Origin of the sequence: Microbacterium sp. 5K110 (genome assembly GCF_005774735.1) — a bacterium.
Taxonomy (GTDB): Bacteria; Actinomycetota; Actinomycetes; order Actinomycetales; family Microbacteriaceae; genus Microbacterium.
Map to the genome: position 1 here is coordinate 1 of NZ_VBUM01000009.1, position 15,331 is coordinate 15,331.

At 70.8% G+C, this 15,331-nt stretch carries 11 protein-coding genes; 6 read left to right on the forward strand and 5 right to left on the reverse strand.

What is annotated here, in order from left to right:
* From FE256_RS04085 to FE256_RS04095, 3 genes are all read left to right on the forward strand, one after another.
* Nucleotides 1–3,886: ATP-dependent helicase (locus FE256_RS04085; RefSeq protein WP_138173043.1), on the forward strand; the 3,886-nt coding region annotated here is incomplete at its 5' end.
* Nucleotides 3,879–4,655, forward strand: coding sequence for a DNA-formamidopyrimidine glycosylase family protein (locus FE256_RS04090; protein ID WP_138173045.1), 777 nt, complete (start codon nucleotides 3,879–3,881; stop codon nucleotides 4,653–4,655). The genes FE256_RS04085 and FE256_RS04090, both read left to right, overlap by 8 nt.
* 209 nt (nucleotides 4,656–4,864) lie before the next feature.
* Nucleotides 4,865–5,272, forward strand: coding sequence for a transferase (locus FE256_RS04095; protein WP_138173047.1), 408 nt, complete (start codon nucleotides 4,865–4,867; stop codon nucleotides 5,270–5,272).
* 212 nt (nucleotides 5,273–5,484) lie between these two features.
* On the opposite strand, the gene FE256_RS04100 is transcribed toward FE256_RS04095, so the two are convergent.
* Complete coding sequence (locus tag FE256_RS04100; RefSeq protein WP_138173049.1) at nucleotides 5,485–5,874, reverse strand: DUF1304 domain-containing protein; 390 nt, start codon at nucleotides 5,872–5,874, stop codon at nucleotides 5,485–5,487.
* 22 nt (nucleotides 5,875–5,896) lie between these two features.
* Here FE256_RS04100 and FE256_RS04105 point away from each other — a divergent pair, with 22 nt between their 5' ends.
* Nucleotides 5,897–6,616: a LysR substrate-binding domain-containing protein gene (locus FE256_RS04105; protein WP_138173051.1), complete on the forward strand. Its 720-nt coding sequence runs from the start codon at nucleotides 5,897–5,899 to the stop codon at nucleotides 6,614–6,616.
* Nucleotides 6,617–6,647: 31 nt separating this feature from the next.
* Here the strand turns inward: FE256_RS04105 and FE256_RS04110 are convergent, their stop codons facing one another.
* Complete coding sequence (locus FE256_RS04110) at nucleotides 6,648–6,968, reverse strand: hypothetical protein (protein WP_138173053.1); 321 nt, start codon at nucleotides 6,966–6,968, stop codon at nucleotides 6,648–6,650.
* A 64-nt stretch (nucleotides 6,969–7,032) separates the two neighbouring features.
* On the opposite strand from FE256_RS04110, the gene FE256_RS04115 reads away from it, so the two are divergent.
* Nucleotides 7,033–7,761 carry a glutamine amidotransferase-related protein gene (locus tag FE256_RS04115; RefSeq protein WP_138173055.1) on the forward strand — a complete coding sequence of 243 codons (729 nt, stop codon included), beginning with the start codon at nucleotides 7,033–7,035 and terminating at the stop codon, nucleotides 7,759–7,761.
* A 119-nt stretch (nucleotides 7,762–7,880) separates the two neighbouring features.
* Nucleotides 7,881–8,708: a TspO-related membrane protein gene (locus tag FE256_RS04120; protein ID WP_138173057.1), complete on the forward strand. Its 828-nt coding sequence runs from the start codon at nucleotides 7,881–7,883 to the stop codon at nucleotides 8,706–8,708.
* Nucleotides 8,709–8,800: 92 nt separating this feature from the next.
* Here FE256_RS04120 and treZ read toward each other — a convergent pair whose 3' ends face one another.
* The 3 genes from treZ to glgX all read right to left on the reverse strand — a co-directional run bounded on the left by treZ (nucleotide 8,801) and on the right by glgX (nucleotide 15,303).
* Nucleotides 8,801–10,552 carry a malto-oligosyltrehalose trehalohydrolase gene (gene treZ / locus FE256_RS04125; RefSeq protein ID WP_138173059.1) on the reverse strand — a complete coding sequence of 584 codons (1,752 nt, stop codon included), beginning with the start codon at nucleotides 10,550–10,552 and terminating at the stop codon, nucleotides 8,801–8,803.
* A gap of 95 nt (nucleotides 10,553–10,647) precedes the next feature.
* Nucleotides 10,648–13,074 carry a malto-oligosyltrehalose synthase gene (gene treY, locus FE256_RS04130; protein ID WP_138173061.1) on the reverse strand — a complete coding sequence of 809 codons (2,427 nt, stop codon included), beginning with the start codon at nucleotides 13,072–13,074 and terminating at the stop codon, nucleotides 10,648–10,650.
* Between the two features lie 6 nt (nucleotides 13,075–13,080).
* Entirely contained in the window at nucleotides 13,081–15,303 is a 2,223-nt protein-coding gene (glgX, locus tag FE256_RS04135) for a glycogen debranching protein GlgX (RefSeq protein ID WP_252370897.1), read from the reverse strand.
* Between the last annotated feature and the right edge of the window lie 28 nt (nucleotides 15,304–15,331).

The following is a 15,331-nucleotide window of genomic DNA, read 5'->3' on the forward strand; positions in this document are numbered from 1 at the left end:
CCCGCCGCCCCCGCCCGGAGCTCCGGCCCCCGACGACGTTGTCGACGGCGAGTGGTTCTCGGAGCGCCCCGAGAGCACCGAGATGTCGGGGTCGGTCTGGCCGCACGTCGAAGAGGCGATCGTCGACCGCATCCTCCAGCGCCGTTCGACGATCGTGTTCGCCAACTCCCGGCGCCTGGCCGAACGGCTCACCGGCCGCCTCAACGAGATCTACGCCGAGAGACAGGGCATCGACGTGCCCGAGCCGACCGTGCCGGCCGCCATGATGGCCCAGGCGGGCTCGTCGGCGGGGGTGGCCGCGATCCTGGCCAAGGCCCACCACGGTTCGGTCTCGAAAGAGCAGCGGGCGCAAGTCGAAGACGAGCTGAAGTCCGGCGCCCTGCGCTGCGTCGTGGCCACGAGCAGCCTCGAGCTCGGCATCGACATGGGCTCGGTCGATCTCGTCATCCAGGTCGAGGCGCCGCCGAGCGCGGCATCCGGTCTCCAGCGCGTCGGACGTGCGGGGCACCAGGTCGGCGAGGTGAGTCGCGCCGCCCTGTTCCCGAAGCACCGCAGCGATGTCCTGCACACCGCCGTCGTCACCGAGCGGATGCTGTCGGGGCGCATCGAGGCCATCTCGGTGCCGCAGAACCCGCTCGACATCCTCGCGCAGCAGACCGTCGCAGCCTCGGCGCTGGGAGCCATCGACGTCGAGGAGTGGTTCGAGACGGTCAAGCGCAGTGCGCCGTTCCGCTCGCTCCCCCGCTCGGCGTACGAAGCGACGCTGGATCTGCTCGCCGGGCGCTACCCGTCCGACGAGTTCGCCGAGCTGCGCCCGCGCCTGGTGTGGGATCGCGACGCGGGCACGCTCACCGGCCGTCCGGGCGCGCAGCGGGTCGCCGTGACCAGCGGCGGCACGATCCCCGACCGCGGACTGTTCGGGGTGTTCGTCGCGGGCGAGTCGCAGAACGCCCGCGTCGGCGAGCTCGACGAAGAGATGGTCTACGAGTCGCGCGTCAACGACGTCTTCACCCTCGGCACGACGAGCTGGCGCATCGTCGAGATCACGCACGACCGCGTCAACGTCGTACCGGCCTTCGGGCAGCCCGGAAAGCTGCCGTTCTGGCACGGCGACGGCATCGGCCGGCCCGCCGAACTCGGCGAGGCGCTGGGCAAGTTCTCTCGCGATCTGGCCGGCGCCGAACGCGGCAAGGCCGAGGAGCGACTGCGTGAGTCGGGTCTCGACGACAACGCGATCACCAACCTGCTCGCCTACCTGGCCGAGCAGCGCGAAGCCACCGGCACCCTCCCCACCGACCGCACGCTGACGGTCGAGCGCAGCCGCGACGAAGTGGGCGACTGGCGCATCATCCTGCATTCCCCGTACGGCATGCAGGTGCACTCCCCGTGGGCGCTGGCCGTGAACGCGCGTATCCGCGAACGTCTCGGCGTCGAGGGGGCCGCGGTCGCCAGTGACGACGGCATCATCGCGCGGGTCCCGGATGCCGCGGCCGAACCGCCGGGCGCCGACCTCTTCGTCTTCGAACCCGACGAGCTCGAACAGATCGTCACCGACGAGGTCGGCGGATCGGCGTTGTTCGCCTCGCGCTTCCGCGAGTGCGCCGCCCGCGCCCTGCTCCTGCCGCGCCTGAACCCCAACCGCCGCTCGCCGTTGTGGCAGCAGCGCCAGCGTTCGGCGCAGCTGCTCGAGGTGGCGCGGCGGCATCCGTCGTTCCCGATCATCCTCGAGACGCTGCGCGAGGTGCTGCAGGACGTCTACGACCTCCCCGCGCTGCTGCGGGTGGCCCGGCAGATCGGCGAACGGCGCATCCGACTCGTCGAGACGACGACGAGCCAGCCCTCCCCCTACGCCCGCGACCTGCTCTTCGGCTACGTCGGCGCCTTCATGTACGAAGGCGACTCCCCCCTCGCCGAGCGTCGAGCCGCGGCTCTGTCGGTCGACCCGGCCCTGCTGAGCGAACTGCTCGGCAAGGTCGAGATGCGCGAGCTCCTCGACCCCGACGTGATCGCGCAGTTCGAGCGCGAGGCGCAGCGCCTCGATCCCGAACGCCGCGCCCGCGGCGTCGAGGGGGTCGCCGACCTGCTGCGACTGCTCGGTCCCCTCGACGCGGCCGAGGTCGCCGTGCGCCTGGATGCCGAGACGGATGCCGCCGCCGAGGCGTCCGCGCACCTGAAGACCCTCGTCGATGAGAGGCGGGCCATCCCCGTCACGATCGCGGGCGTGTCCCGCGTGGCGGGCATCGAAGACGCCGGGCGTCTGCGCGATGCGCTCGGCGCGGCGCTGCCGGTCGGCATCCCGAACGCCTTCCTCGAGCCGCTCGCCGATCCGCTCGGCGATCTCGTCGCCCGATTCGCCCGCACCCACGGTCCGTTCACGACCGATGCGGTGGCCGAGCGCCTGGGCGTGGGCGTCGCCGTCGCACGCCTCACGCTGCAGCGGCTCGAGTCGCAGGGACGACTGTCGAGCGGCTTCTTCCTGCCCGAGGCCACCGGCGGGCGCGGCGACGACACCGAATGGTGCGACACCGAAGTGCTGCGGCGACTGCGGATGCGCTCGCTCGCCGCGATCCGCGGCAGCGTCGAACCGGTGCCGCCCGCCGCATACGCCCGATTCCTCCCGGTCTGGCAGCACCTCACCCGGCCGCTGGAGGGAGTCGACGGGGTCCTCGCCGTCGTCGAGCAGCTCGCGGGAGTGCCCATCCCGGCGAGCGCGTGGGAATCGCTCGTCCTGCCCTCTCGCGTGGCCGACTACACCCCGGCCCTCCTCGACGAACTGACGGCCACGGGAGAAGTGGTGTGGTCTGGTCATGGCACTCTGCCCGGGCGCGACGGGTGGATCGCCCTGCACCCCGCCGAAGCCGCGCCGTTCACTCTTCAAGATCCCGACGATCCGGCCGATCCCGCGCCCAATTCGCTGGAGGCCCGCCTCCTGGCCGCGCTCGAGAGCGGGGGCGCGTACTTCGCGCCGCAGCTGAAGCAGCTCGTGAGCGCCGAGAACGAGCAGTCTGTCAACGACGCCCTGTGGGCGCTCACGTGGGCGGGTCGCGTCACGAACGACACGTTCGCCCCGGTGCGGTCGTTGCTCGGCGGCGGAGGCCAGGCGCACCGTGTCGCTCGGCGTGCGCCCCGCGCCCGCATGTATCGCGGGGCGACGCTCCCCCGGCCGACGGCAGCTCCGCGACCGCCTTCGCTCGGCGGGCGCTGGTCGTTGCTTCCAGAGCGCGAACCGGATGCCGCCGCTCGGGCGACCGCCACGGCGAGCCTGCTGCTCGACCGGTACGGCGTGGTCACGCGCGGGGCGGTGCAGTCGGAGGGCGTCCCCGGCGGCTTCGCGCAGGTGTACCGCATCCTCGCCGGTTTCGAAGAGGCCGGGCACTGCCGACGCGGCTACGTGATCGAGAAGCTCGGGGCAGCCCAGTTCGCGGCCTCGGCGACGGTCGACCGTCTGCGCGAGTTCGCCGCGGTCGCCGATCCGCCCCCGTTGCGCGCGGTGACACTCGCGGCCACCGACCCCGCAAACGCCTACGGCGCCGCCCTCGGCTGGCCGGCCCTGGAGGGCGTGACCCATCGTCCCGGCCGGAAAGCGGGCGGCCTGGTCGTCCTGGTCGACGGCGAGTTGACGCTGTACCTCGAGCGCGGGGGACGCAGCGCCCTGGCGTTCACCGACGACGAGGCGCGGCTGCAGGCCGCGGCCCGTGACCTGGCAGACGCCTCGCGGCGGCGCCGCCTCGACACCCTCACCGTCGAACAGGTCAACGGGGAGTTCGTCTACGGCACCGCGGTGGGCAGGGCCCTGCGCGAGGCCGGTTTCGTCGAGTCGCCCCGTGGACTCACCCTGCGCCGCCTCACCGCGGGCGACACCCTGCGCGAGGCCGCCCGTGCCTGAGGGCGACACCGTCCATCGCGCAGCGGCGAAGCTGTCGGCCGCCCTCGCCGGCCGCACCGTCACGCGATTCGACATCCGCGTCCCGGGCAGCGCGACCGCCGATCTGCGCGGCGAAACCGTTCACGAGGTCGTCGCGCGAGGCAAGCATCTGCTCGAACGCATCGGCGCCTACACGCTGCACTCGCACCTCAAGATGGAGGGGCGGTGGGACGTCTACCGCCCCGGCGAGCGCTGGCGGCGCCCCGCGTTCAAGGCCCGGGCGATCGTCGGGGTGACCGGAGCCGACACCGTCGGCTTCGATCTGGCGATGGTCGAGGTGCTCCCCACGGCCGACGAGGACCGGGTGGTCGGCCACCTCGGTCCCGATCTGCTCGGCCCCGACTGGAACGAGGCCGAAGCGGTACGACGCGTCGCCGCCGACACGCGGCCCGCGCACGTGGCGCTGCTCGACCAGCGTCACGTCGCCGGTTTCGGCAACGTGTACGCCAACGAACTCCTCTTCGTCCGCGGTATCGCCCCGACCACGCCCGCCACCGAGATCGATGCGCAAGCCACGATCGCGCTCGGTCGACGCATGATCCAGGCCAACCTCTCCCGCCCCGAACGCACGTTCACCGGAGACAGCCGCCCCGGTCGCCGCATGTGGGTCTATGGCCGCGAAGGGGCACCGTGTCGACGGTGCGGCACCCCGATCCGGGCGACGATGCTCGGAGCCTCGGCCACGAGCGAGCGCAACGTGTTCTGGTGCCCCACCTGCCAGCCGGAATGAGAGTGGATTCGAAGCCGATGTCAACCCGCCGTTCCCGGATGACCAAGCGTGCGACAACGGTGGAAGGCAAACCGGCGCAGCGGAAAATACCGTGGTCCGGCGGGAATCCGTCGGGGCCTCCGCGCCGAACAACCATGCACGGGAATGAGAGTGAACCCGCATCGGTTGTCACACAAGTCGGCCGACCCGAAGGCCGATCGGAGGGGATCGTGGGAAAGAACTACATCGACATCGAGAACGACCACGGCGAGACGCTGCGTTACCGCAAGCACGTCAACGGTCGTGGACTCGTCGCGCACGGCGCGAAGGTCCACCCGTCGGCACTGGTGGAGAACGGCGCGTACGTCGAACCCGGAGTGCAGATCGCGGCCGGTGTCCGTGTCGGTCGAGGCGCCTGGATCGAGTCGGACGCTGTGATCGGCCCCGAAGCGCACATCGAGCCGCACGCGCATATCTGCGCGGGTGCCGTCATCGGCGCCGGGGCTCACATCGGCGTCCGCACTCAGGTGGGATCCAACGCTCGTATCGCCGTGGGTTCGCTCATCGGCGACGACGAGGTCATCAACGACGGCGAAGCCGTCGCGACCGATCGCCGAGGTCTTCGTCTGGCCGCCTGAGGCTCACGCGCCGAGGCATCCATACCCGCACGTCTCTTCGGAGCGTGCGGGTCTTTTCTTTGCGTCGACCTGTGCGAGTCCCATCGAATTGCTCGACGTCGAGAAGAATCACCGTGGATTCCGCTCGACATCGAACAATCCGGATGTCTCGGATTCGCTCGATATCGAAGTTCTTCCGTGGGGGAATCTCGACGTCGAAGTACTCGGCCGGGTCACGCCACGATCGCGAGAACGAATCCGATGAGCGGCAGAGTGCCCTGAGCAGCCGCCGGGCGCAGGTACTTCCGGCCCGAGGTCGTGAGCACGAGTGCGGCACCCAGCATCGAGCCGAGCGAGAACAGCAGGAGTGTGCGCCCGGCCACGTCGCCGACGCCGTTCACGGCCCACAGCACGACGCCGATGCCGGCGCCGATCGCGAGGAACAGGTTGTAGAAGCCCTGGTTGTACGCCATCGGTTTGGTGATGTCGGCCGCTTCCTGCGAGGCGACCCCGAACCTCCGCCATACGTTCGGGTGCGACCAGCGCACGCTCTCGAGCACGAAGATGTAGACGTGCAGCAGGGCGGCGAGCCCCGCGAAGACGAGCGCCAGGATGCCGATCATGCCTTCACGTTAGCCTGGAGCCATGGCAGGCAGTAGCGGGAACCGCGGGGGCGCGCCGCGCAAGTCCCGGCGGGGGGCCGCTGCGACACCGCAACGCCGCCCCACGCCGAAGAAGGCGACGAAGCCCGCCCCGCGCGCCCGTGCCGAAGAGCCGCGCACGTTCACGCTCGGCGTGGTCCCCGGTGCGACACCGGGCAAATGGATCGGTGTGTGGCGCGAACGGATGCCGCACGTCGCACTGGAGTTGCAGGCGATCACCGTCGCCGGCCAGCGTGCGGCTCTCGATGACGTCCACGCCGGGCTCGTGCGTCTCCCCGTCGACGACCCCGACGACCTGCACGTCATCCCCCTCTACGACGAGCTCCCCGTCGTCGTGATGTCGACGGAGTCCGCCCTGACCGCCGCCGACGACGAGATCTCGGCCGCGGACCTCGCGGGCGAGGTCGTCATCGTCCCCGCCGACGACGTGCTCGCGGCGCAGATCCCGGATGCCGTCTCCCCGACGTTCGCGCCCCCGGTCGACACCGCCCAGGCGATCGCGACGGTCGCCGCCGGCGTCGGTGTGGTGATCGTCCCGATGTCGCTCGCCCGGGCGAATCAGCGCCGCGACGTGGAGTACCGGGTGCTCGCCGACGGCCCCGTCTCCACCGTTGCGCTCGCCTGGCGACGGGAGGCGACGACGGAGGACGTCGAGACCTTCATCGGTATCGTGCGCGGTCGCACGGCACGTTCGTCCCGCTGACGCCGGACCGGACGACCCCGCGGCACCTCGCTCAGCGCCCGCTCGTGCGCCGAACCTCGTCGACCGTCGCGCCGCGGACGAGACCACGGGCCCGCGCGCCGCGCAGCACCGCCTCGGCGTCGACCGTGGCACCCTCGGTCGTCGCGTGCAGGTCGACGCGCACCGGCGTGGGGAGACGCTTGCGCTCCCGGTCGCGCCGAGCCGCGGCGGCCATCTCGGCCTCGTCGACCTCGTCACCGGCGAGCGTGCGGACACTCAGCCCGCAGTCGAGGTCGGCGGCGGCGGCACGGAGGAGGGCGACGACGTCGGCGAGATTCTCGACGTCGGTGACGAGCAGTGTCGAGGTGGTCATGCCCCATTGTCTCGAAAGGTCACACGGGGAGGGGCCGCCGGGGCGACCCGCATAGAATCCCTGGGTGACCGGTCGCCTCCTCTACGTCTGCGCGCGCCCGCAGCGCGAAGCGGCGACCGCGGAGTGGGCGTCGTTCCGCGACGGACTCGGGGTCGACGACGCCGACTTGGTCCATCACGACCTCGTGCGCCACCCGCTGCCGCCTGATCTCGATCGCTACGCCGGTGTCGTGGTGGGCGGAAGCCCGTTCAACGTCACCGACGCGGACAAGACGGACGCGCAGCTCCGCCTCGAGCACGACCTCGAGGTCCTGGCATCCGCCGCGCTCGAGGGCCGGACGCGCGCGATGTTCACGTGCTTCGGCATCGGTGTCGTCACGCGTCTGCTCGGCGGCGTCGTGACCCTGGAGCACCCCGAGGGCACGGGCCCCGCCGAGATCGCGCTCACCGACGAGGGCGCCCGCGACGAGCTCTTCGGCATCCTGGATCCGACGTTCAAGGCGCTCACCGCCCACAAAGAGGGGACGGCCCAGGTTCCGCCGGGGGCGACCCTGCTGGCGCGCAACGCGGCGTGCCCGGTGCAGGCCTACCGCGCGGGGACCGCGCTGTGGGCGACGCAGTTCCACCCCGAGCCCACCGCCGACGCGTTCGTGGCCCGCATGGCCGTCTACCGCGCGGCGGGGTACTTCGACGCCGACGCCTTCGACGAGGTCGCCGCCCACGTGCGCACGGTGTCGGTGGAGCAGCCCACGCTGCTGTTGCGCACGTTCGCCGCCCACGCCCTGGCCGCCTGAGAACCCCGCTTTCGCCGCACGTCACGCCGACCCGGGATGCCACCGGCGAGGCTCCCCGACATGTCGGGCCGTGTCAAGCCTGCCGAGGTGAATTGGCTAGCTTATCTAGTGTTCTTCTCATGCACGCACGAGACCACGCAACCACGGCAACGCGGGGGTCGGACCTCGCCCGGCAGATCGTCCTCTTGTCGGCGGTGTCCTTCATGCTCATCGCCGCCGTCATCGGCGCGGGCGCTTTCGGCAACACCGCCGTCGAGGACCAGCAGGGCGGAGCGCTCGACACGGACGGGTCGTACCTCGCCCCGGCGGGGCCCGCGTTCTCGATCTGGTCGGTCATCTACCTCGGCCTCATCGCCTACGCCGTCTGGCAGGCCCTCCCCCGCCAGCGCGCCTCCGAACGTCAGCGCCGGATGGGGTGGCCCATCGCCGTGACGATGATCCTCAACGGGCTGTGGCTCGTCGCCGCGCGCTTCGGCACCCTGTTCCTCACGGTCGTCGTGATCGTGCTCCTGCTCATCGCGCTCGGCTGGGCGTTCCGCACGGCGGTGCTCACCCGCGATCCGCGGGGCGGCGCGGTGGACTCGGTGCTCATCGACGGCGTCACCGGCCTCCACCTCGGCTGGGTAACGCTGGCGACCGTGGCCAACACGGCGGCGTGGCTGACGACCATCGTCCCGCCGGCGTGGGAGAACGCGGCGAGCGCGATCGGCGTGGCCGTCCTCGTCGTGGTCGCCCTGATCGGCCTCGCGATCGCCTGGCGCAGCGACTGGCGCGTCGCCCCGGCCCTCGCCCTGGCCTGGGGGCTCTCGTGGCTCGCGGTGGAGCGGCTGACGGGCTCGCCGACCAGCACGCCCATCGCGATCGCGGCGATCGTCGTCGCTCTTCTCGTCCTGCTGCCGCCCGCAGCCATCTCGGGACTGCGTCTCATCCGCCCCAGCGTCGACTGAACGGGCGGCGGAATACCGCCGCGAGCATCGCACCGGAACGCACGAACGCCCCGCCGACGACCCGAGGTCGCGACGGGGCGTTCGTGCATCGGTCAGAGCGGAGGTGCCGCGATCGCGCTGCCGCCGGCGGGAACGCGCAGCCGATCGCCGTCGAGCACCGCGCCCTCGACAGTGGCCAGCAGGATCCCCGCACCGGATGCCACGGACACCGCGGCCTCGGCATCCGACAGGTTGACGATCACGACGAGCGCACCGCGACGGAGTTCGTACACGCGGCCACCCTCGGCCTCGACAGCCCGCGCCGACAGACCGTGACGTGACGGGTCGGTGAACTCGGGGCGCGCGCGCCGGAGCTTCGCGAGCTCCCGGTACAGCGCCAGCAGGTCGGCGTGACCCTCACGGCCCGGCTCGGCCCAGTCGAGCTTCGACCGCCGGAAGGTCTCGGGATCCTGCGGGTCGGGGACGACCGACTCGTCCCAGCCCATCTTCTCGAACTCGGCCACACGGCCCTTCGCCGTCGCTTCGCCGAGCTCGGGCTCGGGGTGCGAGGTGAAGAACTGCCACGGGGTCGTGGCGCCCCACTCCTCGCCCATGAACAGCATCGGAGTCCCCGGTGCCGTGAGCGTGAGCACGGCGGCCGCGGCGAGCCGGTCGAACGACAGCGTCTGCGAGAGCCGGTCGCCCGCGGCACGGTTGCCGATCTGGTCGTGGTCCTGCGCAAAGGTCACCAGGCGCCAGTTCGGCACGGCGTCGGGAATCGGATGCCCGTGCTTCTCGCCGCGGAACGACGAGTAGGTGCCGTCGTGGAAGAACCCGCTCTCCGACACCTTGCGGAACGCGTCGAGGTCGGCGAAGTCCTCGTAGTAGCCGACCGTCTCGCCGCTCAGCGCCACGTGCGCCGTGTGGTGCCAATCGTCCGACCACTGCGCCGTGAGCCCATACCCGCCCGCCTCGCGCGGCAGGATCAGCTTCGGATCGTTCATGTCGGACTCGGCGATCGTGGTGAGCGGGATGCCGCGGTGCGCCGACAGCGAGTCTGTACCCTCGGCGATCTCTTGCAGCACGTGCACCGGGCGATGGTCGAGCAGGGCGTGCACGGCATCCAATCGGAGTCCGTCGACGCGGTAGTCGCGCATCCACATCAGCGCGTTCTCGACGATGTAGGAGCGCACGGCATCCTCGTCGAGGTTGACCGAGTCGCCCCACGTGTTGCGGCTGCCCTCGCGCAGGTACGGACCGAACTCGGGCAGGTAGTTGCCCGACGGCCCGAGGTGGTTGTAGACCACGTCCTGGATGACGGCGAGACCGGCCGCGTGGGCGGCGTCGACGAACCGCTGGTACGCGGCGGGCCCACCGTAGGCCTCGTGCACGGTGTACCAGAGCACCCCGTCGTACCCCCAGTTCCACGTGCCGTTGAAGCCGTTGACCGGCAGCAGTTCGACGTGGGTGACCCCGAGGTCGACGAGATGGTCGAGGCGTCCGATCGCGGCATCCAGAGTGCCTTCCGGCGTGAAGGTGCCGAGGTGCAGTTCGTAGATGAGGCCGCCGGCGAGCTGTCGTCCGGTCCAGGCGGCATCCGTCCAGGAGAAGGTCGACGGGTCGAACCACGCGGATGCCTCGTGCACACCGGCGGGCTGCCGGCGCGAGCGCGGGTCGGGGCGCACGTCGTCGCCGTCGCCGAGCACGAAGCCGTAGCGCTCCCCGTCGGCGAGGCGCACGTCGGCGCCCCACCAGCCGCCGTCCGCCGCGGACATCTCGACGTCCTCGACGACGTTCGAGCCGCTCTCGTCCAACCGCCGCAGCCGCACGCGGCCCGCCTTGGGTGCCCACACCTCGATGCTCATGGCATCCTCCTCCTCTGCCTCACGCGTGAGGGGTCAATTTCTGTCGCTTAGGGGGCTGCGAGGCGACAGAAAATGACCCCTCGCGCGCCCGGGAATCAGGAGCAGGCCGGTTCGTCGACCAGCAGCGCCACGGGCAGATCCTGCAGCAGCTCCGACAGCAGCACCGGGCCGCCGGGGTACCGACGACCGGTCAGTACGTCGACGGCGGGCACGTCGGGGCGCAGCAGCACCGTGTCGCGCCAGCCGCCCGCGGCGCGCAGTCCGTGCGGCAGCCGCGTCGCCACCGCCGAGACACCGCCGCGGTCGAAGGCGACGACATGACCGGATGCCGCGCCCGCGGCCTCGAGCGGACGGTACAGCGAGAAGTGCTCGGGGCAGTCGCGGCGCACGCGCAGCGCGCGGGAAGTGACGAGCAGCTTCGCCGCGCCCGTGGCATCCACCGCCGGCACCGACGCCCCCTCGGCGTCGATCTCGGCGAGCAGACGGGCCCGCTCGGCGAAGTCGACGGGGCGACGGTTGTCGGGGTCGACGAGCGACTGCTCCCACAGCTCCGAGCCCTGGTAGACGTCGGGAACGCCGGGTCCGGCGATCTGCAGCAGCTTCGCCGCGAGGCCGTTCGACCACCCGTCGGCCGCGATCTCGTCGACGAAGGCGCGCACGCGCTCCGCGGCGGGACCGGTCGCGGCATCCACGAGGGCGTGCATGCGCTGCTCGAACGCCTCGTCCTGCTCCCACCAGCCGGTGACCTCGGACGCCTCGCGCGCGGCCTTCTCGGCGTAGGCGTGCAGACGCTCGCGGTAGTCCGCGAGGCCCGCGGGAGTGGAGGCCGACGCCGGCCACGCGCCCACGATCGCCTGCCACAGCAGCGCGTCGAAGGGGCCGTGTCCGGTGGAGGCGATGCCGCGGAACTCTGTCAGCACCTCGTCCCAGCGCTCGGGGATCTCGGCCAGCACGGCGATTCGGGCGCGGGTGTCTTCGCCGCGCTTGGTGTCGTGGGTCGACAGCGTCGTCATGGCCGTGGGCCACGAGGCCTGACGGCCCGCCTGCGCGGAGTGGAAACCGGCGACGTCGAGCGCGAACTGCGCCGGGTCCCCGCCCACCTCGGTGAGCGAGCCCAGGCGTGTGAAGCGGTAGAACGCGGTGTCTTCGACGCCCTTGGCCATGACCGGGCCCGTGGTCTGCTGGAAGCGCCACGCGATCTCGAGCGAGGTGTCGGTGAGCGCCGGAACGAGCGCCTCGATCACGTCACCGAGCTCGGGGCGAAGGATCTCGGCCTCGCCGACCGCGGCGTCGAACCGGTCACGTCCGGCGGGGAGGTAGGAGCGGTACACCGGGAAGCACGCGAGGATCTCGGCGAGCGCGTCCTGCAGCACGGCCGGTTCGAATTCGCTCCTGATGCCCTCCGGGAGCCCGCGGACGATCCGGCGGATCTCCGACACCTGGATCGTGTCGGCGATGCGGCGCTTGGTGTCGTGGATGAGGTCGTGCCAGCCGGTCAGCGTCTCGAGCCCGGTGTCGGCCCGCAGCCGCGCGTCGAGCGCGTCGAGCGCCGCCTCGCCGGCCGCGTCGGTGAGCACGCGGTCGACCTCGGCGAGAGCGTCGTACCCCGTGGTCCCGGCGGTCTTCCACCACGACGGCAGAGCCTCACCGTGCTCGAGGATCTTCTCCACGAGCACGTACCCGGCCTCGGGGGCGCCGGCCTCGGCGAGCGCCGCGCCGAGGCGGTCGAGGTAGCCACCGGGGTCGACGAGACCGTCCGGGTGGTCCACACGGAGCCCGTCGGCGAGCCCCTCGCGCACCCAGCGCAGGATCTCGGCGTGCGTGGCCGCGAAGACCTCGGGGCGCTCGACCCGCACGCCCGCGAGGGTCGTGACGGCGAAGAAGCGGCGGTAGTTCAGCTCGGCGGCTTCGTCCTGCCAGAAACGCAGTTCGAAGTTCTGCGCCGCCAGCAGAGCGGTGATCGCATCGCGCGAACCTGCGACCGCGGCATCCGTGCCCGTTCCCGGAGCCGCGGGGAACGCGTGGTCGTAGTAGCGGATCAGCCCGTCGGGGGCGTCGGCGGCGGGCGTCGGGTCGTACGAGATCTCGCCGATCACTTCGGCGAGGTCGGCGCTGAGCACCGGCACGCGCACTCGACCGTTTCCGAACTCCCAGTCGATGTCGAACGCGGTGGCGTGCGCGGACGCACGCCCCTGACGCAGCACGTCCCACCACCACGCGTTGGCGCGCGGGTCCGAGACGCCCATGTGGTTGGGCACGATGTCGATCAGGATGCCGAGACCCTCGGCGCGGGCCTTCACCGCGAAGCGCTCAAGGCCCTCGGCGCCGCCGCGCGCGGGATCCACGCGCGTGACGTCGACCACGTCGTACCCGTGGTCGGAGCCCGGCGTCGCCTCGAGCAGCGGGGAGAGATAGGCCCAGGACACCCCGAGATCACGGAGGTAGCCCGTGATCTCGGCGGCGTCATCGAGGGGGAAGGATTCGCGGATCTGCAGGCGGTAGGTCGAAAGCGGATGCCGCATTCTGAATCAGAGCTCCGTTTTGGGGGCCTGCCCCGGCAGGTCGTCGGTGGCGGTGATGGCGATCTGCGCGGTGAGCGAGGCGGCCACGGAGTGGTCCACCTCCGGCTCGGGGACGTGGTGTTCACGCAGCACCATGAGCGACTTCGGCTCCAGCGTGAGGGCTTCACCGGGCGCGATGGGCTCGGTGTTCGCACGCTCCCCCGCGGTGTCGACGTACGCGTCCCACTTCGGGGCGTAGGCGATGTCGGGCATGCGGAAGTCGACCGTCTCGTCGCCGGCGTTGAACAGCACGAGGAAGTGGTCGTCACTGATCGACTCGCCGCGACGGTCGCGCTCGCGGATGCCCTGACCGTTGAGGAACACACCCACGGCGCGGCCGAAGCCGGAGTCCCAGTCCTCGGGGTGCATGAGCGTGCCGTCCGGGCGCAACCACACCACGTCGGGCAGCGGAGCGCCCTCCTCCATCTTCACGGGCCGGCCGTCGAAGAAGCGGCTGCGACGGAAGGTCGGGTGCTCCTTCCGCAGCCGCGCGAGGGCGGCGGTGAACTCCACGAGAGGGTGGTCGATGTTCGACCAGTCCACCCACGTGATCTCGTTGTCCTGGGCGTAACCGTTGTTGTTGCCGCCCTGCGTGCGCCCGAGCTCGTCGCCGTGCAGCAGCATGGGGACACCCTGGCTCAACAGGAGCGTCGCGATGAAGTTGCGCTGCTGCTGGGCTCGGAGCGTGCGGATCTCGGGGTCGTCCGTCGGCCCCTCCACACCCAGGTTGTTCGAGCGGTTGTGGGATTCGCCGTCGTTGTTGTCTTCGCCGTTGGCGTCGTTGTGCTTCTCGTTGTACGACACGAGGTCGCGCAGCGTGAAGCCGTCGTGGGCGGTGACGAAGTTGATGGATGCCACGGGCCGACGCCCCGAGTGCTCGTACAGGTCGGCCGAGCCGGTGAGCCGAGAGGCGAACTCGCCCAGGGCCTGCGGCTCGCCGCGCCAGAAGTCGCGCACGGTGTCGCGGTACTTGCCGTTCCACTCCGTCCACTGCGGCGGGAAGTTGCCCACCTGGTACCCCCCGGGACCGACGTCCCACGGCTCGGCGATGAGCTTGACCTGCGAGACTACCGGGTCCTGCTGCACGAGCTCGAAGAAGGCGGCGAGGCGATCGACCTCGTAGAACTCGCGCGCGAGGGTCGAGGCGAGGTCGAACCGGAATCCGTCGACGTGCATCTCGAGCACCCAGTAGCGCAGCGAGTCCATGATCAGCTGCAGCGTGTGGGGGTTGCCGACGTTGAGGCTGTTTCCGGTGCCCGTGTAGTCGGTGTAGTACCGCTTGTCGTCGTCTTCGAGGCGGTAGTACGCCTCGTTGTCGATGCCGCGCATGGACAGCGTCGGGCCCATGTGGTTGCCCTCGGCGGTGTGGTTGTAGACCACGTCGAGGATGACCTCGATGCCCGCGGCGTGGAGGGCCTTGACCATGGCCTTGAACTCCTGCACCTGCTGACCGTGGTCACCGGTCGAGGAGTAGGTGTTCTGCGGGGCCAGGAAAGCGATGGTGTTGTATCCCCAGTAGTTCGACAGCCCCTTCTCTTCGAGGGTGGAGTCGTTGACGAACTGGTGCACCGGCATGAGCTCGATCGCGGTGACGCCGAGCTTGCGCAGGTGATCGATGACCGCCGGGTGGGCGATACCGGCGTAGGTGCCGCGCAGCTCTTCGGGAACGTCGGGGTGCAGCTGGGTGAGGCCCTTGACGTGCGCTTCGTAGATGAAGCTCTCGGCGTACGGCGTCTTGGGGTGGCGGTCGCCGGTCCAGTCGAAGAACGGGTTGATGACCACGCCCTTCATCATGTGCGCGGCGGAATCCTCGTCGTTGAACGAGTCGGGGTCGCCGAACTCGTAGCTGAAGACCGGCTGACCCCACTCGATCTGCCCCTCGACCGCTTTGGCGTAGGGATCGAGCAGCAGCTTGCTCGGATTGAAGCGCTGCCCGCTCGCGGGGTCGTACGGACCGTGCACCCGGTAGCCGTACCTCTGCCCGGGTTGGATGTTCGGAAGATAGGCGTGCCACACGAACGCGTCGACGTCCACGAGCTCGAAGCACGTCTCCGTTCCATCTTCTTCGAAGAGGCAGAGCTCGACGCGCTCGGCTCCCTCGCTGAACAGGGCGAAGTTCGTCCCGTTGCCGTCGTAGGTCGCCCCGAGGGGATAACTGGATCCTGGCCATACCTGCTGCACGTCGCTCACGATAGACCAGCCCTGCGACACGCGACTG

Coding starts and splice junctions, on each gene's coding strand:
- FE256_RS04100 (WP_138173049.1), bottom strand. CDS start 5,874: ATGATCGGCATCCTGGCGCTCGTCTTCGCGGGGCTCGCCGCCCTGCTG.
- FE256_RS04105 (WP_138173051.1), top strand. CDS start 5,897: ATGGCAGGCAGTAGCGGGAACCGCGGGGGCGCGCCGCGCAAGTCCCGG.
- FE256_RS04110 (WP_138173053.1), bottom strand. CDS start 6,968: ATGACCACCTCGACACTGCTCGTCACCGACGTCGAGAATCTCGCCGAC.
- FE256_RS04120 (WP_138173057.1), top strand. CDS start 7,881: ATGCACGCACGAGACCACGCAACCACGGCAACGCGGGGGTCGGACCTC.
- treZ (WP_138173059.1), bottom strand. CDS start 10,552: ATGAGCATCGAGGTGTGGGCACCCAAGGCGGGCCGCGTGCGGCTGCGG.
- treY (WP_138173061.1), bottom strand. CDS start 13,074: ATGCGGCATCCGCTTTCGACCTACCGCCTGCAGATCCGCGAATCCTTC.